Here is a 24,341-nt window from a genome sequence, read left to right on the forward strand (position 1 = left end):
TCATGTTAGTTTTGCTGGGAATTAGACGGAGGTAATGCCATGCGAGTGCTTGTAACCGGAGGAGCCGGATTCATCGGAACGAATCTTGTGCGATTGCTGCTTGAAGAGCGACCCTCGTGGGAGGTTGAGGTGTTAGATCTACTCACCTATGCAGGAAACTTTGATAATGTCTCGGAGCTGATCGACGGAGAACGCATCGCTTTTCATAAAAAAGACATTACTGTGGCATCTGATGTTCAAGAAGTTTTTCAAGATGCCCAGTATGATATTGTTTTTCACCTTGCAGCAGAGAGTCATGTTGATCGCTCTCTGTATGCAGCGAGTACTTTTGCCGCGACTAACGTTCTTGGAACTCAGCATTTAGTGGATGCTTCGCTTCAAAGTGGGGTGAAGCGGTTTGTACATGTTTCGACTGATGAGGTCTACGGTTCGATGGGGCCAGAGGATCGAGCAACTGAGGACTATCCTATAGTTCCCTCAAGCCCTTACTCAGCGTCGAAAGCGTCTTCCGATCTCATGGTGCTGGCTGCACACAAATCACTCGGGCTGCCGGCGGTAGTAACCCGTTGTACAAACAATTACGGAGCGTACCAGTTCCCAGAGAAGTTCATCCCTCTCTTTATCACGCGCGCTATGCGGGATGAAGCACTTCCGCTCTACGGGGATGGAAAGCAGATGAGAAGTTGGATACACGTTACGGATCATTGCAGAGCGCTTCTTGAGTTGGCAGAGCATGACGTGGTGGGGGAGGTGTTCAATATCGGTGGGTTTGAGGAGGCAGAGCTTACTAATATTCATGTTGCCAGGCAGATTCTCAGTGCGCTTGGGAAACCAGAGTCTCTCATTCAGCATGTAACCGATCGACCTGCGCACGATCGCAAGTATGCCGTGGATAGCTCCGCATTAAATCGGCTAACAGGATGGAAGCCTCAAGTGTCATTCGCAGACGGCATTGCTGAAACCATTCGGTGGTATGAGAACAACGAGGCATGGTGGCAGGCTATTATCAGTGGCTCTTATCAGCAGTTTTATGAGAAGCACTACGGCGCGCGCCACACAACTTCCTCCACGGAGTCCTAATGAAGCTGTGTGTTTTCGGTGCTTCAGGGCAGCTTGGAAAGGAATTGCTAGCCCCTGGGATCAGCCCATATCAGGTCGTCGGTTTTGACGAGATTCATGGTGATGTTACTTCTCTTGAAGTGGTGCGGGATATCATTCAGCGGGAGGCGCCTGATGTCGTGGTAAATTGCGCAGCGTATACCGCTGTTGATAGGGCTGAAGAGGAGAGAGAGATTGCGTTTGCTGTTAATGAAGGAGGGGCCAAAAACCTTGCGATTGCAGCGAAGGAGTTTTCCACTCGACTCATTACCGTTTCCACTGATTATGTATTCGGGGGTGACTCGCAGCAGCAGCTCTGTGAACCGATAAAAGAGGAAAGCCCCAGTGACCCATGTAATGTGTATGGAGCCTCTAAGAGAGCTGGCGAGTTAGCTGCGTTAGAGGTGTATCCGGAGGGAACGCTCGTTGTTCGCACATCATCGCTTCATGGAGCCTATGGAGCAAATTTTGTACACACGATTCTCCGACTACTTGAGGAGCGAGAGGAGCTATCAGTAGTAAACGATCAATACATGGCTCCAACGTGGGCTGGTTGGTTGGCCCATGTGTTGTTGGAGCTCTCTTCAAAAGAGATAACGGGCTATCTCCATGCATCCTCACGTGGTGCTATTACGTGGTATCAGTTTGCCGAGGCGATTAGGAATATGGCTCAGTTCTCTACTCAGGCACCAGCTATCCTTCATCCCATTACTACTCGTGATTATCCTACCCCAGCAAGAAGACCTCGGTACTCGGTGCTTGATTGCTCCAAGCTAGATCGGATTATCTCGGGGGTGGTTATTGATTGGGAAGAAGGACTTCGCGCACATCTACAGGAGCTTGGACGGGTATCATTTGAACAAGTAGCCCAAGAGACGAACTATGGAGGAGAGAACAATGACGACTGAGGTAGCGGCGGTAATTCTTGCTGGAGGGCAGGGGGCTCGGTTTTGGCCCTTGAGTAGAAAAGACTTTCCGAAGCAGTTTCTCTCGCTTGGAGAAAGCGGTGATAGTTTGATTCAGGCAACGGTCAAACGACTTGAACCACTCATCCCTCGTGAGCGCATAGTCGTTATTACCGCCCAGCACTTAGTATCATTGGTGGAAGAGCATACTCCTGGAGTGCAGATATTAGCTGAGCCTTTCGGGAGAAATACGGCAGCGGCAATCGCTCTGGGAGCGAAATGGCTTTCGGATCAAGGTTTCGATGGAGTGATGATCGCGTTGCCAGCTGACCATGCGGTGAAAAGTGATGAAAAATTAATCCAGACACTGCGGGCAGCGACAGCTCTTGCGGCATCGAGTGATGAGCTTGTTACCATAGGTATTCAACCTGACCGTCCTGATACTGCCTTCGGCTATATTCAGAGGGGCGCGCCCTTGGAACAAGAAAGCAGTGGAACAAATAGCGGAGGAAGGGTTTACTCGGTAAAGCGATTTTTTGAAAAACCAAACGAGCGGCGAGCAAGGCAATATATTGAGAGTGGTGATTTTTACTGGAACAGTGGAATGTTCGCTTGGAGACCTGAGGTTTTTCTAGACGCGTTAGAGCGCTTTTTGCCAGAGATGTATGCTGAGTTTTGTGCCGTGGAGTTTCCAGCTGAATGTGAGCAGGTAACAGATGTTGTTGAGGGGCTTTATTCGCGTATTGAATCGATATCGGTCGACTTTGGCATTATGGAACATGCAAAGAATGTGAAGGTGGTAGAGGCCTTTGATTATGGGTGGAATGATGTCGGTTCATGGGACGCATGGGCGGAGCATTTTCAAGGTGACTCTGAGGGTAACCTTTTAAAAGGTGATTGCATCTCTCTCGATGGCTCTGGCAATATTGTTTCCTCGGATTCAGGTCGCTTTGTAGCTCTTGTTGGCACAGAAGACCTTGTTGTGGTTGATGCGAAAGATGCCACGTTAGTGTGCCCTCGTTCTCGAGTGCAGGATGTGAAGAAAGTCGTTGAGTATCTGAAGAAGCAAAAGCGGGAGGAGCTCATCTAGCGCGGTCATAGGACTGTGCTCACACAACCCCCTAAAATCATTATGCTATTAGGAGTTTTCTGGAATTTGTTTCTTTCAACTTCTTTTGAAAAGGCACAGATTATCGAAAACTCTGTCGCAAGGTTGCGACTTTTCTCTTGGCAATTATATAGTCAGGGCACAAATTTTTAGGCGTTTTCAGGAGGATAGAGATGGCGCAAAAGGTAGCTCTCATAACAGGAGTCTCAGGTCAGGATGGTTCGTACTTGGCAGAGTTTCTTTTGGAGCAAGGATATAGAGTTTTTGGAATGGTACGCCGCTCCTCTGAGGAGAAGTGTGAGCGAATTGCACACCTGAAAGATAAGATAGAGCTTGTTCAGGGAGATCTCCTTGATCAGTTCTCTTTGATCTCTGTCTTGCAAGAGACAAAGCCTTCTGAGGTGTACAATCTGGCGGCGCAAAGTTTCGTTCCAACGAGTTGGAAGCAGCCAGTTTTGACGTCAGAGTTCACGGCTGTGGGTGTAACGCGCTTACTTGAGGCGGTTCGTTTTGTAGATAGAAATATAAGGGTCTATCAAGCCTCTAGCTCTGAAATGTATGGCAAAGTAAGAGAAACCCCTCAGTCAGAGCTTACCCCGTTTTATCCTCGTTCACCGTATGGTGTTGCTAAAGTGTATGGGCACTACATTACCGTGAATTATCGAGAGTCGTATGGACTGTTTGCGGTTTCAGGAATTCTTTTCAACCATGAGTCTCCAAGGCGAGGTCTTGAGTTCGTGACCCGTAAGGTTACAGATGGGGTAGCAAAAATTAAGCTTGGCCTCGAAAATGAACTCCGTCTTGGGAATCTGGATGCGAAGCGTGATTGGGGATTCGCTGGTGATTATGTAAAAGCGATGTGGTTGATGCTTCAGCAGTCGACGCCGGATGATTATGTGATCGCTACGGGTGAAATGCATTCGGTACGCGAGCTTGTTCAAGTCGCATTTTCTCATGTGGGTCTTGACTGGGAGCAGTATGTTAAGATTGATAAAGCGTTTATTCGTCCTGCTGAAGTAGATCTTCTCGTCGGTGACTGTCGCAAGGCAAAAGAAGAGCTTGGGTGGGAGCCCTCAGTAAGCTTTGAACAGATGATTACAATGATGGTTGATGCAGACCTCGAGCGGCATCAATCCAAAGCGTAAGCGAAGAAAAAGAGCAGCCAGATCATGAGGATTCTCGTCACAGGAGCGTGTGGTTTCGTGGGTCCGTATCTGGTGAAGGCGCTCCAGGATCTTGGTGGGCATGAGGTTGTGGCATCGGTCCATAGCCACGCGTTAGGTGATAGGGCGGCCTGTGAAGGGGAGTCTTTAAAAAGCCTCGCTTCCAGCGTGGTAGAGCTTGATGTAACTGACAAGATGGCGTGCGGCGAGTTAATCGGAGAACTTCGCCCAGATTGCGTCTATCATCTTGCGGGGCTAGCTTTCGCACCAGATGCTGCCGCTCATTTTGAACGAGCGTTGTCAGTGAATGTGCAAGGGCCGTTCAATGTGTGCCAAGCACTTGCTGACCATTGTCCCGAAGCTCGGATGATCTTTGCGAGTTCGGGTGAAGTCTACGGCGCAATCTCTGACGATGAGCTCCCAATTCGCGAGGAACAGCCGTTACGACCAATGAATCCGTACAGCCTAACAAAAGCTCAGGCAGAGGACGCATTGTGCTATTTTGGACGTCGTACTGGACTGCAAATCGTGATAGCACGACCATTCAATCACTTTGGTCCAGGCCAGTCAGAGAAGTTTGTAACAGCTGCGTTTGCCTCTCAACTGGCGCGAATTGCCGTTGGCAAACAGCCGCCTCAACTCAGCGTTGGGAATCTTGAAGCACGGCGTGATTTTACTGATGTGCGAGATATCATCGATGGCTATGTTTCGCTCTTAGGGGTAGAAGCAGGGAATTATAATCTCTGCTCGGGAAAAGCCCCTTCGATTCAAGAGCTGCTCGACATTCTGATAGAAGAGAGTGGTATTTCAGTCGAGATTCAACAAGATCCGGAACGCATGCGCCCAGCCGAGGTGGCGGAAGTGCGGGGGTCTTACGACAAGATTCACACCGCGTGTAATTGGATGCCAAAACGGGAGTTAAGAGAGTCGCTGCGTGACCTGTACCGGTATTGGCTTGAGAAAGAGCAATCATCGTAGTGCCCATCTTGAATGGTGCTAAGAAAGTAGACTTTTTGAAGAGAGATTGAGTAAGATTAAGGCGTTACGGGAGATTAATAATGAAATTATCGGTCATCATCCCCTGCTATAATGAACGTCACACGATCCATGAGATTGTAAAGGTGGTTCAGGAGAGTCCGGTCTTTGTAGATGGCATCGTAGAGCCAGAGTTGATCATCGTTGATGATTGTTCGACTGATGGTACGAGGCAGATACTTCGCGATGAGATGGAGTCCCGCGTTTCAAGAGTTATTTATCATGATCAAAACCAGGGAAAGGGAGCGGCTCTTCGCACTGGATTTGAGCACGCAACTGGGGATGTGATCATTGTTCAGGATGCTGACCTAGAGTATGACCCCCGAGAGTATGGAATTCTCTTAGGCCCAATTCTTGAGGATAAAGCTGATGTTGTTTTCGGCTCTCGCTTTATGGGAAGCGGCCCTCATCGAGTAGTTTATTTCTGGCATATGATCGGGAATAGAGTACTTACGCTCTTATCGAATATGTTTACGAACATTAACCTGACTGATATGGAGACCTGCTACAAGCTCTTTCGAAAGGAGGTGCTTGCTGGAATCATCATAGAGGAGAATCGCTTTGGCTTTGAACCAGAGATTACTGCCAAAATAGCCAAAGGACGATGGCGTGTTTATGAGGTTGGTATCTCGTATTATGGCCGAACGTATGAAGAGGGAAAGAAGATAGGCTGGCGAGACGGAGTTCGCGCAATTTATGCGATCATTAAGTACAATGTTTGGAAGTAGATTTGGTGGAGCATCAAAGCACACAGAGGGAGCAGGAGAGCGATTCCTCAACAGCAAACGTAGCGGTACCTTTGTGTGTTGATCTCGACGGGACGCTTGTAAAAACCGATCTCTTCTTTGAAAGCATCGTACTGCTACTCTGGAAGAGTCCGTGGCGCATTTTCGAGTTGTTCATTTCCCTGCTGAAAGGTCGTTCATGTTGTAAGGCGTGGATAGCAGAAGAGGTGCTTCCTCGTTTTGAGCTCTTGCCGTATCGCGAAGATGTACTTGCGTATATCCAACAGGAGCGTGAACGCGGCAGGAAAATTATTCTGGCTACAGCGAGTCATGCTCGTGTAGCAGAAGGGGTTGCTGGTCATCTCGGTCTGTTTGATGAGGTTCATGCAACGACGGCTGAAAGGAATTTAAAGGGAAAAAATAAGGCAACCTTTTTGCGAGAACGATTTCAGGTCTATGAATATATTGGCGACTCAGGAGCCGACCTTTCTGTATGGAAGAGTGCAAGCGGTGCGGGAATTGTAGAGTCTCGAGCTCGTCTCACTCAGAGCGCTTTGGCACTGCATCCAAACGCGAAGCGGTTTTCTTCTGGTCGCAAGCCTTTTGCAGGGCTTCGAATGTTACGGATACATCAATGGGTCAAGAATCTCCTCATATTCTTGCCTATATTGATGGCGCATCGAATCTCAGAAGTTCAGCTGATGGGGCAAGCCTGTATTGCATTCCTCCTTTTTTCCATGACGGCTTCAGCGGTGTACATTTTCAATGATCTTGGCGATGTCGAGAATGATAGAACACATCATTTGAAAAAGAAGAGGCCGCTGGCAGCGGGAGATATCTCAATACCATTTGCTATTGGTACTGGTATCGCCTTGCTTGTAACAGCACTAGCCCTCTCGACGCTTCTCCCGCTTCAGTTCTCCTTGGTATTGATTGGATATTTTATTCTTACATCGGCATATTCTCTTGCGTTAAAAACAGTTGCGGTCCTCGATGTTGTTACTTTGGCTTCATTGTATACCGTTCGGATTATTGCAGGTGGCGCTGCTACCGGAGTGCTGGTCTCGGAGTGGTTACTGACGTTCTCTCTCTTTATCTTTTTCAGTCTTGCATGCATGAAGCGACTATCTGAGTTGTTAGGACTTGCGAAGAGAAACCTCACACAGACAGTTGGTCGTGGATATCAAGCTGACGACATTGAGCAGATGGCCATTTTCGGTTCCGTCAGTGGATATCTCTCCGTTCTCGTGCTTGCACTCTATATTAATTCTCCGACTGTAACGAAGCTATATCAGTCGCCTGCCTTCTTATGGCTTCTTTGTCCAGTACTCCTCTTTTGGATTACGCGCATTTGGCTCCTTGCTCGTAGAGGCGAGGTGCATGAAGATCCGATAGTGTTTGCTTTGCGAGATCGGGTAAGTTACCTCGTGTTTGGACTGGCATTAGGAATAATGCTGTTAGCAAGTACACTGGCTTAGCCTTTAGAGGAAAGGGAAAATCCCTCATGAACCGTTCCGAAATTGACAGTGCGTATTCATTCCGAGAAGGCAGTTGCTCATGGGGACGGTATCCCACGGCTATTCATCATGAGCATCCGCTCCAATGGCGGACAGAGACGCTTCTCTCTGAATTTACAGACAAGCAGATAAACCTCCTTCCCTTCGGTAAGGGTCGCTCGTATGGGGACGTCTGCCTCAATGATGAAGGAGCGCTGCTCACCACTGGACTTCTTGATCGAATCATCACATTTGATCCCAGCACTGGAGTTCTTGAAGCTGAAGCAGGCATGACGCTTGAGCAGCTTCTTCGCTTTGCCGTCCCAAAAGGTTGGTTTTTGCCCGTTAGTCCTGGCACTCAGTTTGTCACCTTGGGTGGAGCAGTTGCGAATGATATCCATGGGAAGAATCATCATTGCGCGGGCACTTTCGGCCGACATGTTTTGAGCATAGAGCTTGAGCGCTCAGAAGAGGGGGTTGTTGTGTGTAGTCGTGAGGCTCATGGAGACCTTTTCGCAGCGACAGTCGCTGGACTCGGACTAACGGGACTCATAAGAACTATAACCCTTCAACTGAAGCGGATAGAATCCCCATATTTTGACGTCGAGACAATAAAATTTGATCGCTATGAAGAGTTCTTTGAAATAGCTTCAGAATCGGATCAAAGCTATGATTACACCGTGGCATGGATTGATTGTGTGAATCGGTCTCCGCACCTTGGAAGGGGCCACTTCATGCGGGGAAACCACAGTCCTGCTCAATCTTCGAGTGAGCTCTTAAGGACGGCTCGACGTTCTTTTCTCAGTGTCCCCGTTTCTTTTCCCCGTTTTGTTTTAAGCAGGAAGACAGTCTCTCTTTTTAATCACCTGTATTATCATCGTCAGCGAGAGAAGATAAAAGTGACACGTGAGCATTACCGCCCATTTTTCTATCCCTTGGACAGTGTTAGAGGGTGGAATAAGATTTACGGCAGAGGTGGATTCCTGCAGTTTCAGTGCGTGATTCCTGTTGAGAAGAAAGAGGAGGGAATTGGAGCGATTCTTGAGCGAGTCGTTGAGAATGGAAAGGCGTCTTTCCTCGCTGTGATCAAGGAGTTTGGCGAAATCCGCTCGCCAGGAATGTTAAGTTTCCCACGACCTGGAGTGACGCTGTGCCTGGATTTTCCGATGGAGGGTGCTTCAACCCTCAGGCTTTTTCACCAACTTGAAGAGCTGGTCTGTGGATATGATGGTGCTTTGTATCCAGCAAAAGATGCATGTATGCGACCTGAGAGTTTCCAAAAGTTTTTTCCAAGACTAGAGGAATTTAAGCGATGGAAAGATCCGAAGTTTTCTTCTTCTTTCTGGCGTAGGATGCAAAATATCTAGGAGCTAGAAGTAATGACTCGATCGATTCTCATTTTTGGCGCTACCTCTCGGATTGCGGAGTGTGTTGCAAGAAAGTATGCCGAGCAAAAAGCGAGTATTATTCTTGTTGGAAGAAATCAAGAGAAATTGGGGGCTATATCGCAAGATCTCTTGATGCGCGGTGCAAATGATGTCCAGTATTATCAACTCGATCTTGCAGCGATAGGGGATATCCAAGAGTTTTTTACACAAAATTCAAAATTGAGTTCTGTCGTTGATACGGTATTAGTCGCACATGGTGTATTACCCAATCAGCAAGATATACAGAATTCGTGGACGCTGATACGGCAGAGTTATGAAGTGAATCTGATGAGTGCTATGTGTATCGCTACAGAGGTAACTCAGTGGTTTGAGGAGCAAGGGAGAGGCACGCTTGCTGTCATCACCTCTGTTGCAGGTGACAGGGCAAGAAAATCGAACTACATCTATGGAGCAGCTAAGGGAGGACTTTCTCTTTTCCTCCAGGGATTAAGGAATCGATTTGGTAGTACCCCTATTCGCATTATCGATATTCGTCCCGGTTTTGTGGATACCCCTATGACAGCTCACTTGCCCAAGGGGCCATTGTTTGCAGAGCCTGAAAGAGTGGCTGAAGGAATTGTAAAGGCAATCGATAGAGGTGCTGATATTGTATACTTACCGTGGTTTTGGCGCTGGATACTTCTTTGTATTAGGCTTATCCCTGAAGTAATTTTTAAGAAGTTATCGTTGTGAGAATTATTTTTTCTACATTTCTCTTTCTCTTATTCGGCTATGGGTGTGCGCTACCGCCTTCGCAATCTTCCACAAGCCCATATGTTTCAGTTAACGACAGTGCTCTGATCGAAGCGGTTAGGGATGGGCTTGGGTATGCCAACCAAGGTCGTTTTATCAATGCTGAATTCTCGTTTCGAAAGGCGCTCTTTTATTCTCCTGAGAATTTTGACGTGCAGCTCAATCTGGCAACGGTACTGGGTGAACAAAGAATATATAGTGAGGCGAAAGCACTTCTACGCCATCTGCTCTTAAAAAGTCCAGGAGATATGCGAGTTTTGGGCGCGGTGGCTCGTCTAGCAGTCAGTGAAGGTGATTATGAATCCGCCAAGAGGTTTTATCATAAAATTCTTGAAGTGATAGTGACAGCTGCTACACCAGAAAAATATGATTCAATTCGGAGGAATGTTCTTCTTAGCCTTTCTACGATTGCTTTTCGTTTAGGAATGGAAGAAGAAGCACTTTGTAACTCTGAGCTGGCGCTTCGGGATTTAGGAAGAAATGTGGAGCAGAGTGCACGGCACGCAAATTTGTTGCTCGCAACTGGCCATCTTGATCAAATGCAAGAATATCTCGAATCTTTGCAGATCGAACCGCTGCCACAAGCACTGCTCCATCAAAAGGTCTTGTTATCATTTGAGCTTGGTGATGATGATGAAGCGGCCTCGCTCTGTGAAGCGGTGCTCCTGCAGGGGGTAAGGAGTTCGAAGTTTGAAGTTGACTGTCTCTGGATTATTGCTCTCGCAAGAGAATTTCAAATTCTAAGGAGTGATGGTGTCGATATCTCAGAATCAGTAAAAGCTCGTGGTTTTAGTCTCCCGCATCGAGAATATGCTCAAGAGGATTTATTTACATCATTCCGCTTAATGGATGAATTGCTCACTATTCAGGATCAAGTGGCGGTAGGTCAGGTGCAAGATGGTCAGTTATTTGCTTATCCCGGAAAAAAGGAAGCTGAGCAGGCGGCATGATTGCTGTTAGAGGTTTCCCTCGTATCCTGATTTCCTCTCGTAACCTGGTTGGATTTCGGGATGTATCAAGATGTTTTCTCGATTGGTTCGGAAAGAACCCGAGAGCGGAGCGCTTGGCTTAATCAGTATATCGGTGAGAGATGTTTTTTTCGGCGCTTCCGTAAAGAGAGAGGACGTCTTTTGGATGTATGAGGGCCTTTGAGAGGCGGCTGATAGAGGGATCAAATCCATTCGGCTTCGCAAAGAGCATTTGGAGAGCATCAGCGGTAATCTGGGCGGTTGATACAGCATGAATACGATTTCCGAATGGTCCAGTCGGACCGAATTTTCCCATGGGAATATCGACTAACGAGCACGTGTCGGTAATAACCCAAGCATCAACATAGGGCGAGGAAAGTGCTTTTTCAGCAAACTCACCAACAGCCTGCATATGAGAAACCATTCCGATGAATAATTTCGAACCGGTAAATCGCCTTCTTCTCAGTTTCTGAGTTGGATCATCAAGAATCTGCTGTCTTTCAGATTCTGTGAGATGCCCATGCTTGGCAAGTGCTCCTGCTAGGATCATAGAGGAGAGGGAGGAACCGATATCATCTGAGCCGAGAGCAATGACGGGGAGCTCAGTGCTCTTATCCATTAAGAGCCGACTATCGACACTAGCATCGTTCCTCTTTTTTACAACTGCGACCTCTGCTTGTTCTATCCCAATCAGATCTCCGAGGAATTTATTCCTCGCATATGCGGAGTTGTCTGGACTAATGAATCCAACCGAAGGTTGTTGAAATAGAGACCTTCCCCTGAGCCAGTTTACTCCATTCACTCCGTTTCGCAGTTTAAGGTGTTTTTGCATATACGGTAAGACGGCAGCGGAGGGAAAAACAGCTTCGATTTTGAAGTTTCCATCAGACACCAGACCAAATTGTTTAAAGTGGGGGTCAAATGTCAGCAGCCTGTTTACTCCGACCGCTTTGAGCCGCGCTATATATTCGGGATACATTGCGGCTTCACGTATATCACGAGTAGGTCGGTCGCTACGCATTGGAAAATAGGGAGAAATTACCGTGATATCACTGCAGTGATTTTGTTTCGCAGCAGTGCAGAAGCCGCTTAATTCTCCAATGCAAAGGTTTGGGCTTTTGGAGGGATCAATAAAGATGACGAGGTGATTCTTTCTAACATTTGGCAGTCGAAAGTTTTCTCCCCCGTCTGCATACCTGACAGGAGTCCAGTGCGAGAGCTTCACATTTTGGGCGTCTGCTTCTCGGCCAAGGTTAGCGCGGATGGCAGAGATTGTTCTCTCAGCGTAATTATTCGCAAGACCGATTGCAAAAAATCGTACATTCGAGAAGTCTGCTCTGGGGCCCTCTTGGCTGGATGCCTTAAACAGTTGTTCTTCAAGTGAGCTCCGGTGCAAGTTATCGAACTCTCGCATATCTTCAAGAGCGCGCTTCCACTGCGGGCTATTGGGTCGTAGTTGAAAGCTTCCATTCCCTGAGTGAACGGGAATTGAGTCTTGTCCTACTTCTTTTGTAAGTTCAGTTATACGTTTACTCAGGGCTTTCACTTCTTCAGGAGAGAGGGTATCAGGAGACTTCCCAATTCGAGCGAGTCCACTCGGAGACAGGATGAACTCTACATCGCTACGATCAAGATTATTTATGTTTTCAAGCGTTGCCTTTTTCCCAGGTCTTTCAGGAGAGGGGATATCGCCTTGTGGAGTTGAATACATATTAATCTTACTTTGATGCCACCCTAGGGAATAGTGACGCTGTTCTATTGTGGTTGCGCTTTCAACCAAGTAGCCTAACGCCTTCTATTTTTTAAGTAAAGTAATAGCCTTTTGAGCGGAACTTCTCTTTGGAACTTTTTTTCAGTAGACTCAGGTAATTACCTATGATCATGCTTGTTTTTGCCTGTCTTGCCCTGCTCGCCGGGCCACTTCTTTACCAGTTGGTGAACCGTAGTCCGCGGGCTCTTAACGCGATCGATGGCTTTGTATTTGTTTCAATCAGCGGGCTGTTAATCATCCATCTTCTGGCGGAGTCGGATGAGTCTTTTGGATTTTTAACCCTTGGAGTGCTTGCACTCGGTCTCTTTGGACCGCTTTTTTTGGAGCGTTTCTTTCAGCGTATTGAGCACGAAGTGCACATCGCCACCATGATTCTTGGGGCAGTTGGGTTTCTGATTCATACCTCGATTGATGGTGCTGCCCTTGCGTTGAATCACGGGGAAGGAATCGTGAGTTCATCTCGCACGTCTTTGATTTCTCTTGCTCCTGCTATTGTCATCCATAGACTTCCTGTTGGACTTACTCTTTGGTGGCTTTTAAAGCCTCGCTTTGGAATTCCAATTGCTTTTCTTGCTCTTACCTGTGCTGTTGTGGCGACTTTTGGAGGATACGTTCTTGCAGGCAGCCCCGTAGTGCAATCTTTGGAATATACCTTCCCTTGGGTAGAGGCATTTGTTGCGGGTTCTATACTGCATGTTGTTTTGTTTCGCTTTCATTTGCATGGAGATGAGCATCACCATATGCATGAGGGTCATGGAGCAGAAGCTCATGGGTCAGGTCATAATGATGCGCACGCTCTTTTGGGAGAGCCAGCTCGGGGGGTAGAGAAGTGGATCAGTAACGAGGGAATAGGGAATCTTTTAGGAATTCTCCTATTAACTTTTATCTTTTTCTCTATGCCCGCCTCTCATGGTCATCACCATAGTGAGGTCTCTTTTTTCAGCAGTTTTCTGGCATTGGCCTCTGACAGTGCGCCAGCGCTTCTGTTTGCCTATTTCGCTGGCATTTTTATTTATGGATTCTTCCCTGAAAGCTCTGTGCAATGGATGAGAAAAGGTGGCAGGGTGCGTCAGGCAGCGAAGGGAATGATGGTAGGGCTGCCCCTTCCAATCTGTAGTTGTGGCGTATTGCCATACTACCAAGCGTTAGTGAAGAAAGGTGCTCCACCTGCTGCTGCGGTTGCTTTCTTGATAGCGACGCCTGAGTTGGGGCTTGATGCGGTCTTCCTGTCTCTTCCTCTCCTCGGGAAGGAGCTGATGGTAATACGCCTAGTTGCGAGTGCATTGATTGCATTTGTGGTAGCAGCGATCGTTTCACGGTTCATCACCCAAAGAAAGACGCTGCCAGTTTTGAATGAGGCTCTTCCCCCGTCATTGAATCAGAGGATAAAAAGAGGAGCTCATTTTGCGTTAGTCGAACTTGTAGATACGACAGCACCATGGATGTTACTTGGGCTAGTACTTGCTGCCATGGCAGGACCTGTAGTCCAAGAGTTTGGGATTTCTCAACTTCATCCCATACTAGAGGTGTTTCTCTTTAGTGGTATCGGAATGGTTGTGTATGTGTGTGCCTCAGGTGCTACTCCGCTGGTTGCTGCATTGCTTGTTGCAGGGGTATCACCCGGTGCAGGACTCGCATTCCTTCTCACTGGACCTGCTACAAACATAAGCACTTTTGGAATTTTATCGGAGCTTCACGGTAAAAAAATAGCATTTCTTTTTGCTGCGTTAATGTTGCTCCTCGCGTTGATGGCAGGGGTGGTCACGAACCTCATGCTTCCAGAGTACTCTGGTATTATCGATCTCGGATCGGAAGTACACCATGTCGAGCAGGGGCTTTTCCCTGCCCTCCGCAGCATAGCCCTAGCGTTGGTAGCGCTCCTTTTCCTTGCTTCTTTTGCAAGACAAGGCGGCAGAAAGTTTTTTGGACATGTGTTGGGGGATCAAGTCGGCCATTGATGGGTTGCCGTACTTTTAAGCTGTTATGGAAATCGTCCCTTATTCTGCGCCACGTGGTGAGCACTGATGCATGTTGAAGTTTATCAATACCAGTAAAGGGGACTCTCTATGTTCTCAAGCCAAAGAGGAAGGGTGTGCGAGCATCCCACCATTACTCGGGAAGGTCGTGCAGAAGGCTTCCCACGTGATCGGAGAGTCAACCGAGCGTTCAAAGGAATACAGTCCTGTGGGCAATAGAATGCTAGAGGCAATAGAGTGCTAAGACAAAGCGAGACAGGTCAGCTCGGGAACGAGTTTAATCTTCGTCGTCGTCTGCTGGAAAATAGTCCTCTGATGAATCGAGCTCTTCGGTTTTTCTAAACCCACGCTCTTTCCTTTCGAGCATCTCCTTGGCTTCAACGGTGTACTGAGCAACAGGACGAGCTTTCAGTCTTGCATAGGGGATATCTTCTCCCGTCAGTTCACAGATTCCATACGAGTCATCATCGAACTTTGCTAACGCTCTTTCAATCTTATCAAGAAGCTTCTGTTCTCTACTGCCAAGCTTGTGCAGAGAGGCTTGTGAGATTTCTAATGATGCGATGTCAGCACTATCACCTGAGAGTTCATTGAGCTCAGAGAGAGAATCATCTTGACGTTTCAAGAGTTGGTCGAGGATTCTTTTCTTGTCAGCAATAAGAAGTTCTTTAAGTTCAGTAAGTTGTTTCTTTGTTAGAGCCATTGCGTTTTACCCTTGATGGTATGAGCTGATGTTTCTGCATCAGACCTTTCGGTATACTACACCGCCAATCCGAATTCTGAGAAGAGATGGAGTATCCTACCCGTAGAAGGATGTAAAGACTTTAGGGGCTTACGGCTGCGAAAACGAGATGCCACAAACATGAGTTTCGCACGGAAAGTCTGGAAAGAGAGCGTAATTTCAATTTGTTATAGCTGCGTTGGTTCTCTCCGTTGCTCTCTTGGCCGTGGATGAGACCTCATGATGAGGGAGGGAGGATTTGGGAAATCCTCGAAACAACACAAGGCTCATTGCCGAAATGCTGTTTTACTATATTACGGGTTAGTGGGCTGACGCAGCGCAAAACTCATTTTAGAGTAACGGTACTTGCCCCTATTCAGGGAGCATTGGTTGTGTAGCACCGAAGGAGTTGCCATGTCTTTTCGTTTTCTATTGAAACTTCAACACGCTCTTATTGTTCTGATTTTCTGCGTTCTCTGGATAAGTCAAGCGAATGCGATTTCAGTGAAGGCAAGGGTTGAAGGTCAGCAACTCCTTGCTACCAGTGGCAGTCAAGTGAGTGTCTCTAAGAATGATGGACGTCAACGGATCAAAATATCTGGTAGCTCTGCTCGGGTTCTCCTTCGAAGTGATGAGATTGGTACTTTTTCTGGACCAGTTGTAGTGGGTATCAAAAACGGCAAAAAGGTATATTCGGTTAAAAAAGCGATAAGACTTGGAGTATGCTCTAGCCCTGAGAGTGTAGCACTTGTTGGAGTCAAAAAGGGGAAGCCTCGTGGAGGTGGTAATAAAAGAAGGGTTGTGAATTTAGGCGCGCTCAGGCTTGTAACCGATGAACAAGAAAACTCCCTCGGATTTTACACTCCTCGCCGGCGTCTTGGACGCCGTCAAATGGATGCCTCGGTATCTGCACCAGTCAGCTCTGAGTGCGTGCCAGAGGGCAATGGTAGAAATTTAGGGCTTGTCAGCCAGCAAAACACGTCTTTTAGCGTCTCGAGCTTTTTAGGAAGAGCTGTTTCGGAGTTTGATCTGGATGGAGATGGGCTTCCGAATAGTCTCGATATCGATGTAGATAATGACGGTATCCTGAATCCTTATGATGCAGATTTTTCTGCGCCAAGTGACTCATTCCGCTTATTCTCGAACCTGAAAGTCAATATGTCCGATGTGGTGAATTATCATACAGGTGAGGTGAGTTCGACTGATATCAACTCCCTTATGTCGAGCACAGCAACGCTTGCCATCGAAGTAAAAGCTTTAGAGGGAGGGATTCAAGAGAGCGAACTTGACTGTGGTGCTCTGACGTATTGTTCAGTGGGTGGTACGGGAACTGCACCACCGAACAGTGGAGCGCCCTTTCCAGGACTCGCGGGTGAAGCGTTTGACCTCGATGGCGATGGGTTTGGCACTATTACTCGAGGTGGCACAGGAGACTTTCAGTTAGCACCCGGGGCAGGGTCTGCTGATATAAAAGCAGGAGATGTTCTCGTTCAGACCGTGAGTGATTCTTCTACATCAACGGTGACATCGTACACAGGCATGTTGGATTTTATTTTTAATACGACACCTGCGCTTCGTAGTGTTTCCGTAAACGGTGGTGGCGCGCTGGTTATCTCGTATCCAGCTGATGAAAACATCTCTGGCTCAGCGAACAACTGTTTCTCAGCACCTGCTTTGGGGGATGTCTCGCTGGAGCTTGAGAGTTGGAGGCCTCAACGAGCGGGGGTATTAGGAGCGGGTGAGGCTGCTATTATGGATATCGGAAGTTCTAATATCGTGATTGATATTCCGAATGCTCCGTGTTCTGGCAGTGGAGGTTGTTCTGGCTCTGGTCTAGGGCTTTGCGGAGCAGCCTTTTATTCAACATCTGATACGAACCTAACGACGGCACCTGAAGGGCTTCAGGATATACTTGGAGATGTCTCGGCTGACCCGGCAAATACGTTCACTTTTTCAATTGATGTCAGTGGTTGTCTTGCTGATGGTAGCCTTGCTTGGAATGCGGGAGAGAAGGTGTTTCTCGATCTGCAGATGAGAAATAGCGTAGGTGATAACAGTGCAGTGAAGTTTTGCGTTCAACGGGCAGCGACGTAGTGCCAAGATTCGAGATTTGGTGCTCCAGGTCGTCAGTCATGATAGCGCGATTTACGGCAAGTGATGAACCCTATTGGTATTGGAGCACAGCGGATAGTGGGTCACCGCTCATTTCGATAGTATGAGAGATTTTCGAAGATTATCTTAATAGGCATATGCTCTGCTAGCTGATTCGGCTTAGCTGAATAGTGACGTTACTCTCCCCGATAACAACTGTCTTCTCAATATCGGCATTTTCGAGTTTTGGAAGACGTTCTGCGGTGAGTGTTTCTTGAGTGATATAGTTCTCGTGTGCTGCTAACACCTGATCGCCTCCCTGCACTGCAAGTGCTATGCGATCAGAGATATTAAAATCAGCCTCTTTTCTCAGTTCCTGAATCTGTCTGACGAGATCTCTCGCAAGCCCCTCGATCTTGAGCTCTTCAGAGATATTAAAATCAAAGGTCAGAACAGCTCCCTTTACTGCTTCAACATCGGCGCCTTCTTTCCCAACGTAAACCACTTGAGCCTCGTCGTGTTCAAGAACGAGTTCATCAATGTTTATTTTCCCATCGTCATCGATCGTAAAGTTTCCACTTTTTAAGGCACTAAAAATTCTCTTTGCATCCTTCCCATATCTCGGGCCGATAAGCCGAGAGTTGGCTTTTCCGATTCGTTCTCCAATCAGAGATGGGTCTTTAATGATTGCTATCGACTTAACATTTAGCTCTTCTTGAATAGCCGGAAGCTGACTCTCCAAGCTAAGCTCTTCCAGAATGGCGAGTTGGAGTTCTTGGAGTGGCTGGCGTACTCGGATGCTCGCTTTTGAGCGAAGCGACAGGCCAGCTGAAATGATTTCACGAGCTAGCGCGACTCGTTTTGAGAGATCTTCGTTGCACCGCGTACCATCGATAGTTGGCCAAGCCGACATATGCACACTTTCAGAGTTGCCGAGTGCTTTCCAGACTGATTCTGCAATAAAGGGACAGAACGGACTGAGGATCTGAGTGAATCGTTGTAGGGTAGTATACAGCACTGAATAAAAAGCGAGCTTGTCGGGAGAGTTTTTCTCAGGCGCCCAAACCCGTTGTCGGCTCCGACGAATATACCAGTTATTGAGCGTATCGAGAAATTTTGGAAGGTACTTGGCAGCTTCATGAACGTTGTATTCATCGAGTTCTTCTTGTACCTGTCTAATCGTAATCTCAATTTCAGAAAGGATGAATCGGTCGAGATCTGTTAGGTGTGATTCGTGCTGAGTGAGATCGAGTTGTTCGCTATCGATCTCATCGATCTCAGCATAAGTCGTGAAGAAGCTCAGGGCATTCCAGAGCGGGAGCGAGAGGCTCTTTACCATTTCTTCCACTCCATCATCTCGGAAAGCGAGATCTGCCATCTGTACGGCATGTGACGAGAGCAGGTAGGCACGCAGGGCATCTGCCCCATACTTTTTCATTAACTCCATTGGATCGGTATAGTTCTTCAGAGACTTAGAGATTTTTTTCCCATCAGCAGCGAGGAGCGTCCCGTGTACGAGGCAATTCTGGAACGCAGGACGATCAAAGAGAGCGGTGGATAGGACATGAAGATAGTAGAACCAACCTCTTATTTGTCCTGTGTACTCCACTATGAAGTCAGCAGGGAAGTGAGAGCGAAAGTGCTCTGCATGTTCAAATGGATAGTGAAACTGTCCGTATGGCATCGACCCTGACTCGTACCAGCCGTCGAGGACTTCTGGGACTCTTGTCATCTGACTTCCGCACTGCTCACATGCAAAGTGAATAGTATCGAGATTCTCTTTATGGAGATCCTCAAGAGTGCTTCCTGCTTTTGTTTCGAGTTCTTCGAGAGAGCCCAGCACTACACGGTGGCCGCAGTCTGATTGAGAACATTCCCAGACTGGAATTGGAGTTGCCCAGTAGCGATTCCTTGAAATATTCCAATCCCGAGCATTCTCTAACCACTTTCCGAAACGACCTTCCTGAACACTTTCTGGTTTCCAAGAGATAAGCGCATTATTTGCTATGAGCTTCTCTTTGATTTTCTCTACACTAAAATACCAAGCATCGACTGCTCGATAGATGAGGGGGTTCCTGCACCGCCAGCAATGCGGATAGTTATGCTCGATGGTTTCATCTCGAACAACCAGTCCTTGCTCTTTCAAATATTTAATAATGTCTGGATTTGCCTCATGGACGTTGCGTCCCGAAAAGTGAGAGACCTCATCAGTAAACTCTCCTTTTTCATTCACCGGTGCGATGACTCCGATATTGTGAGAACGGCACGTCCAGTAATCGTCTTCACCGAACGCGGGTGCGGTATGCACAATTCCCGTTCCATCCTCGGTCGACACAAAATCGGCTGAAATAACGCAAAATCCATTTGGATTCTGATCGCGAAAATACGGAAGAAGCGGCTTATATTTCATGCCGAGCAGCTCTTTCCCGAGAGTTACCTTTTGAATTGTAGGTTCTTCACCGAACTCTTTCGCAAATGACGAAACAAGTGCTTCTGCCAGTATGAATGTTTCTTTTTCTACCGTTACGAATGCATAGGAGATGTCCTCTCCGACTGCGAGTGCAAGGTTAGACGGGAGCGTCCATGGAGTAGTCGTCCAAGCGAGAAAATACGTATTCGCATCTGTTTCAGACTGGAATTTGACAGTAATCGCTCTATCTTGTTTGGGGCGTGTCGCGTCATCTAGCCGTGTATCTGAGATTGAGAGGGGAGTTTCGCACCGATAGCAGTAAGGGTTTACCCGGTAGTCTTTATAGATGAGGCCTTTCTTGTAGCACTCAGCGAAAGACCAGATGACAGACTCCATGAACTCTCGAGACGCAGTGCTATAGGGATTGCCGAAGTCGACCCATCGTCCGAGCTTATCTATATAAATCTCCCATGAATCGTTAAATTCGGAGACAATTTTCCGACATTCGTCGTTAAAAGCTTTTACCCCGAGCGTACTTTCAATCTCTGTTTTCTCTTTTATCCCGAGATTTTTCTCGGCCAGTGTTTCAATTGGGAGACCATGGCAGTCCCATCCCCACGACCTTGGGACGTAGTAACCACGCATCGTTTTGTATCGTGGAATAAGATCTTTCAAAATAGATACGAAGATAGTGCCGTGATGCGGATTCCCCGTTGGGAATGGGGGACCATCGTAGAAGACAAACTCTTCCCCAGAGGCTTTATTTTTTTCAACAGTTTGTTCGAAAGTCTTTTCCTCTTTCCAGCGAGCAAGGACCTCTGTTTCCATTTCGGGGAATGATGGCTGGGAGCTGACTTTTTGGAATTTCAAGGAAACCTCACAAAGATAGTTCAACAATTTTAATAAGGTATCGTAAAAGCTCTGGTGGATGCAACGTTTGTGTTTCAGGGATTTTGTCTTTAAGTCGCTGGAAAGGCCTTGCTATCAGATTCCCTCTGGTCAATTCATGCGCTATCAGTGCAAAATAGACCAGTCGGGTTTTAGGTGCACGTTGTTAGAGGAGAGGTTGATGTATTGGGCATATCATACACTGGGAGTCCTCCCTGGAGCATCTCGCGAAGAAGTAAAGAGGAATTATCGTCGGCTTTTAATGAGCTATCATCCTGATCGGCTTCTTCACGCGCAACAGTCTGATGATGAAAAACGGAGAGACCTTTTGCGTTTTCATGAAGTGCAGCAGGCGTGGGAAGCGCTTGATCGTGAGTTTGTTCGTATAGAGAAGAATGCTGCGTAGAGGAATGGCGATACTGCGGCGGTGTAGCATTGCGGTAGAGTTAAAAACAAAATACTCCAGCCCGTACTGTTAGTTGTGCCCTTACTGCTATTTGGGCTGAGATTTTCCAATGTAGACCCTTTCACCAAGACTTAGATTTCAATCCTTCTCGGGGTGAAGTTGCTCGTAAATAACTTGGAGTGGTGGTTTTTCATTTGGTGAGTGGGTCCTTCTATTTTCCAATCACTGAGTCGTTTGTTCCCCGATGCATCGCCATCTGAGCTTACCTGACAGTGGTAGAGAGCCACTTCTGACGAAGATAAGGAAAAGATTTCCAGAAAAATTTTCTGAATTTCATTGAAACAGAAACCTTTTATTGAAAGTGTCCAGAATGGGCGCCCAGTAAAAACAGGGGGTTATCTGGAATTCATAAAAAAAATATCTCTCTAATGATAAAAATCACGTTCATCCTTACGTTCGCCAAAATAAAGCCGTTTATCATTAGTATGAGGCGGAGCTAACGCTTCGCTGTCTCTCCAAAATAATACCGCGCCCGTTGAAAGGGTGGCCTCCCGCGGCCGCCCTTTTTTTTTGTAGGCAGGGAGGGAGGGGCGACTCCATCCCATCCTCTCTAAAACGTTGCTTTTGCCCCCTTGAAATTTATTCCAACGATGACCATTAGGTATTTAGGCGGAAGAGATGAGTCGACTCCATCATACGCTCGTAACATGAAATAGAGTACTACAGTCTATCTCTCTGAATGGAGAGAGTTAAAAGTTCTGTAACTGAATGGTGGAGGAATAAAATGGTAGGATTTGGAAGAGGCTATGTCAGGCCGTATAGACGGGTAGCGCAGTATGCACCTACGCTTAGGAGTGTTAGCCCTTTAGGGTTGAGTGAGGATGTATTACGAGATTTTTTTAACCTTGCTGAGCCGATGCTTAACCAGCGAACAATGAGCCAGCGAACAACGAGCAATATCCCGACTGAAAATTTCTTCGTGAATGTAACTGATGGGGATTCAGCGTATACATTAGCAGTTCAGTTACCAGGACAAAAGAAAGAAGACGTCGAGATAGCGCTCGAAGAAGGAGTGCTTCGCATTACCGTAAAAAGCGAGGAAGAAGGGGAGATTTTACCGTCTGAAGAGAGTACCTCTGAGCGCGTTCTTCTGAAAGAATGGGCGCCAAAGATGGGTACGCGCTCTTTTACCCTTCCGAAAGATGCAGATCCTGAAAAGGTTGGGGCCATAATGAGCGATGGAATCTTAACTCTAACAATTGGGAAACTTGAAGAGCAGCAAGCGAAGCGAGTTGAGATTCATTGATACCAAGGGAAATGGAGTGAAAGAATACCTCAATATTCTTTCCTTGCATGATGCCTGCAAGGTGTGACGGTGAAAGTATCTGGAGATACGAAAAAGCGGCTAGCCAGGAGTTTGTCTGGTTAGCCGCTTTTTGAACGTGATAGATTACGGTCCATCTAAACGATTTTGCCCACGTTTATCTGCCTCGCCGTTGGTTTACACACTCTCCAGTGACCTCCAGTGCACAGATAGTCAGTCCTAAAATGCCTGTCTGGTGGAAAAGACCCACAGCAAGTCTATCAATCATCCTCCGATTCAAGCCATTAAAGGATCCACAGATCTCTGCCTGGCTTTGCGAGACTAAGTGATGAAATATCCAGGCAGAAGAGCCCGGTGCATCTTGTGCAAACGCAGCAAGATAAAGTTGATTTACTGGTTCGGCTAAGCAAGTGGTATCTGATTGAGTTGGCGAAGAGTCTTGTTCTTGGGCACTTGCAAAAGTGGTTGCAGGTAACAATAAAAGTGCAGCAGTGAAAAGAACAAAAGAGTAAAGAGCGGTGCGTTTCATAAAATCCCCCGTTAAAACGATAAACAACCTTGGACTGTCGAGTTTTAAACTCTCGAGTCTTTTTCCAACTCCCCTCAGGATCGTTATGTCAGCAGTACGGAGAACGTTACATAGTCGCGCTAAGCCATTGATTATGCGGCATTATGTATGAGAATGCTGCTTATAAGGGGCGTGTTGGGAGAACTCCTCATTATGTCAAAAATATATCTGAATTCGGCACCAACTTTACATTATAACCAGGTTTTACTATCTCTATTCCATACGGGGTCTGAGATGAATTCTGTTTGGGGAATAGGAGGTTATGAACTTAGAGCACGATAATCGTTTGCCAGAGAGCAAAAATGGAGTATCCAGAGAGAGCTTGCCGAAAGCCGTCCAGAGTATCCACGAGCAACTCATGGCAACGGGGTTTGTTGATTCCTCGAGTCGGAAACCAAGTCTTTATCAGATTGGAACAATTACAGCTGAAGATATCCTATCGGGGTATAGAAAGCTCGATGGAGGAGCTATTGAATTCTCCCTACCAGAAGGTGTTTCAGTACAAGAGGCAGGAGAGTTGCTGAATACCCTTGCTGAGCAAAAAGGGATGAGCTCACCAGTATTTGATGTGACTCATCAGAGATTTTGGGAAGAGAATGAATCTACTGAAGGTCAGGGAGTCATTTCAAACCGAATCTATCACTTTCGTATTATACCAGAAGCAGCCTCTAAATCCCGTCAGCAACAAGTCCAAGACCATGGGGCTCCCGTTTCTATAGGAGTGGTAGCACTAGCTGAAGCATGTGAAAAAATACAGACAGAGAATACAGCATCTCTTCTTTGTGATGGGTTTGGACACAATGCACTGATTCGAGGTGCTACGAGAGGAGTGGTGCTGGGGGCTGATTCTTTGAACGGTGTGGGAGTATATACATGCAGTGATTCTATCGCTGTAAAAGGGATTGCATTCGCTGCTTCAGTATTTGAAGCAGAAGCTACACTACCAATAGTAGGTGAGCAGTTTCTCGGTGGTTTTCAGAAGCTTGATAACGGCCTCATCTCTTTAAGTATTCCATCCGAGCATTCCGTCGTTGAGCTTGCGGCAGCACTGAATGCCGCGGCTCACACACGTGGACTCGGAAGTGATGTCTTTTTTCTTGATGATGACGCGAGGTCATTCTGGGAAGAGCATGAGGCAAATGAAAAGACGAGAACAACTCCTGGTCTTACGTATTCATTCGCTATTGATCACGATTTCGTTCAGGCATCTCGGGACTCACAGGTAGGTCAGCTGGGGGAGCTTGCCCCACTCGCAGTCGTGGCATTGGCTGAGGGATGTCAGAGGCTGAGTAGTCACAATAAGCAGAGCATCTTTGAACGTGAGGGAGGGAGTCCTCTGCTGGTACGATGTCAGACTACCGATAGGTTGCTCTACTCCTTTCCCCAAGTAGGAGTAGACGTCAGTAAGGATGATGGAGCCCCATATCAACATGTGGCTGCCGCGCAACTGATGGATAAAACGCCCATTAAGCCGTCGGTGTAGGCCGCCACTACAGAGAATGACTGCT

General features: G+C 47.2%; 19 protein-coding genes. 15 read left to right on the top strand and 4 right to left on the bottom strand.

Features of this window, described 5'->3' with window-relative positions:
* Nucleotides 1-39: 39 nt before the first annotated feature.
* The 10 genes from rfbB to EBR25_00115 all read left to right on the top strand — a co-directional run bounded on the left by rfbB (nt 40) and on the right by EBR25_00115 (nt 10,660).
* Nucleotides 40-1,080: a dTDP-glucose 4,6-dehydratase gene (gene rfbB, locus EBR25_00070; protein NBW39377.1), complete on the top strand. Its 1,041-nt coding sequence runs from the start codon at nt 40-42 to the stop codon at nt 1,078-1,080.
* Nucleotides 1,080-2,006, top strand: a complete 927-nt coding sequence (rfbD, locus tag EBR25_00075; protein ID NBW39378.1) for a dTDP-4-dehydrorhamnose reductase — start codon at nt 1,080-1,082, stop codon at nt 2,004-2,006. Before rfbB ends, rfbD begins: the two co-directional genes overlap by 1 nt.
* Complete coding sequence (locus EBR25_00080) at nt 1,981-3,093, top strand: mannose-1-phosphate guanylyltransferase (GenBank protein ID NBW39379.1); 1,113 nt, start codon at nt 1,981-1,983, stop codon at nt 3,091-3,093. The genes rfbD and EBR25_00080 overlap by 26 nt, the downstream gene beginning before the upstream one ends.
* A 191-nt stretch (nt 3,094-3,284) precedes the next feature.
* The gene (gene gmd / locus EBR25_00085; GenBank protein ID NBW39380.1) at nt 3,285-4,256 is read left to right on the top strand and encodes a GDP-mannose 4,6-dehydratase; all 972 of its coding nucleotides are present in this window, start codon (nt 3,285-3,287) and stop codon (nt 4,254-4,256) included.
* 24 nt (nt 4,257-4,280) lie between these two features.
* Nucleotides 4,281-5,252, top strand: a complete 972-nt coding sequence (locus EBR25_00090; protein ID NBW39381.1) for an SDR family NAD(P)-dependent oxidoreductase — start codon at nt 4,281-4,283, stop codon at nt 5,250-5,252.
* An 80-nt stretch (nt 5,253-5,332) separates the two neighbouring features.
* Nucleotides 5,333-6,037 (top strand): glycosyltransferase family 2 protein, encoded by a 705-nt coding sequence (locus EBR25_00095; protein NBW39382.1) that lies wholly within the window; start codon nt 5,333-5,335, stop codon nt 6,035-6,037.
* Nucleotides 6,028-7,512 (top strand): UbiA family prenyltransferase, encoded by a 1,485-nt coding sequence (locus EBR25_00100; GenBank protein ID NBW39383.1) that lies wholly within the window; start codon nt 6,028-6,030, stop codon nt 7,510-7,512. The genes EBR25_00095 and EBR25_00100 overlap by 10 nt, the downstream gene beginning before the upstream one ends.
* Nucleotides 7,513-7,538: 26 nt before the next feature.
* Nucleotides 7,539-8,897 carry an FAD-binding oxidoreductase gene (locus tag EBR25_00105; protein ID NBW39384.1) on the top strand — a complete coding sequence of 453 codons (1,359 nt, stop codon included), beginning with the start codon at nt 7,539-7,541 and terminating at the stop codon, nt 8,895-8,897.
* 12 nt (nt 8,898-8,909) lie between these two features.
* Entirely contained in the window at nt 8,910-9,650 is a 741-nt protein-coding gene (locus tag EBR25_00110) for an SDR family oxidoreductase (GenBank protein NBW39385.1), read from the top strand.
* Nucleotides 9,647-10,660, top strand: a complete 1,014-nt coding sequence (locus tag EBR25_00115) for a hypothetical protein (GenBank protein NBW39386.1) — start codon at nt 9,647-9,649, stop codon at nt 10,658-10,660. The genes EBR25_00110 and EBR25_00115 overlap by 4 nt, the downstream gene beginning before the upstream one ends.
* A gap of 118 nt (nt 10,661-10,778) precedes the next feature.
* Here EBR25_00115 and EBR25_00120 read toward each other — a convergent pair whose 3' ends face one another.
* The gene (locus tag EBR25_00120; GenBank protein ID NBW39387.1) at nt 10,779-12,389 is read right to left on the bottom strand and encodes a hypothetical protein; all 1,611 of its coding nucleotides are present in this window, start codon (nt 12,387-12,389) and stop codon (nt 10,779-10,781) included.
* Nucleotides 12,390-12,553: 164 nt separating this feature from the next.
* On the opposite strand from EBR25_00120, the gene EBR25_00125 reads away from it, so the two are divergent.
* Nucleotides 12,554-14,407: a hypothetical protein gene (locus EBR25_00125; protein NBW39388.1), complete on the top strand. Its 1,854-nt coding sequence runs from the start codon at nt 12,554-12,556 to the stop codon at nt 14,405-14,407.
* A gap of 295 nt (nt 14,408-14,702) precedes the next feature.
* Here EBR25_00125 and EBR25_00130 read toward each other — a convergent pair whose 3' ends face one another.
* A complete protein-coding gene (locus tag EBR25_00130; GenBank protein NBW39389.1) occupies nt 14,703-15,128 on the bottom strand; it encodes a TraR/DksA family transcriptional regulator in 426 nt (141 codons plus the stop codon).
* Nucleotides 15,129-15,560: 432 nt separating this feature from the next.
* Between EBR25_00130 and EBR25_00135 the strand changes: the two genes are divergently transcribed.
* Nucleotides 15,561-17,240 (top strand): hypothetical protein, encoded by a 1,680-nt coding sequence (locus EBR25_00135; protein NBW39390.1) that lies wholly within the window; start codon nt 15,561-15,563, stop codon nt 17,238-17,240.
* A 163-nt stretch (nt 17,241-17,403) separates the two neighbouring features.
* On the opposite strand, the gene EBR25_00140 is transcribed toward EBR25_00135, so the two are convergent.
* Nucleotides 17,404-20,475, bottom strand: coding sequence for an isoleucine--tRNA ligase (locus EBR25_00140; protein ID NBW39391.1), 3,072 nt, complete (start codon nt 20,473-20,475; stop codon nt 17,404-17,406).
* A gap of 100 nt (nt 20,476-20,575) precedes the next feature.
* Here EBR25_00140 and EBR25_00145 point away from each other — a divergent pair, with 100 nt between their 5' ends.
* Both EBR25_00145 and EBR25_00150 read left to right on the top strand, forming a co-directional pair.
* Nucleotides 20,576-20,941, top strand: a complete 366-nt coding sequence (locus EBR25_00145) for a J domain-containing protein (GenBank protein ID NBW39392.1) — start codon at nt 20,576-20,578, stop codon at nt 20,939-20,941.
* Nucleotides 20,942-21,680: 739 nt separating this feature from the next.
* The gene (locus EBR25_00150) at nt 21,681-22,247 is read left to right on the top strand and encodes an Hsp20/alpha crystallin family protein (GenBank protein ID NBW39393.1); all 567 of its coding nucleotides are present in this window, start codon (nt 21,681-21,683) and stop codon (nt 22,245-22,247) included.
* A 175-nt stretch (nt 22,248-22,422) separates the two neighbouring features.
* Here EBR25_00150 and EBR25_00155 read toward each other — a convergent pair whose 3' ends face one another.
* A complete protein-coding gene (locus tag EBR25_00155; GenBank protein ID NBW39394.1) occupies nt 22,423-22,794 on the bottom strand; it encodes a hypothetical protein in 372 nt (123 codons plus the stop codon).
* Between the two features lie 301 nt (nt 22,795-23,095).
* Between EBR25_00155 and EBR25_00160 the strand changes: the two genes are divergently transcribed.
* The gene (locus tag EBR25_00160) at nt 23,096-24,316 is read left to right on the top strand and encodes a hypothetical protein (protein ID NBW39395.1); all 1,221 of its coding nucleotides are present in this window, start codon (nt 23,096-23,098) and stop codon (nt 24,314-24,316) included.
* Nucleotides 24,317-24,341 lie beyond the last annotated feature (25 nt).

It is taken from the genome of bacterium (assembly GCA_009926305.1).
In the GTDB taxonomy this organism is placed as follows: domain Bacteria; phylum Bdellovibrionota_C; class UBA2361; order UBA2361; family RFPC01; genus RFPC01.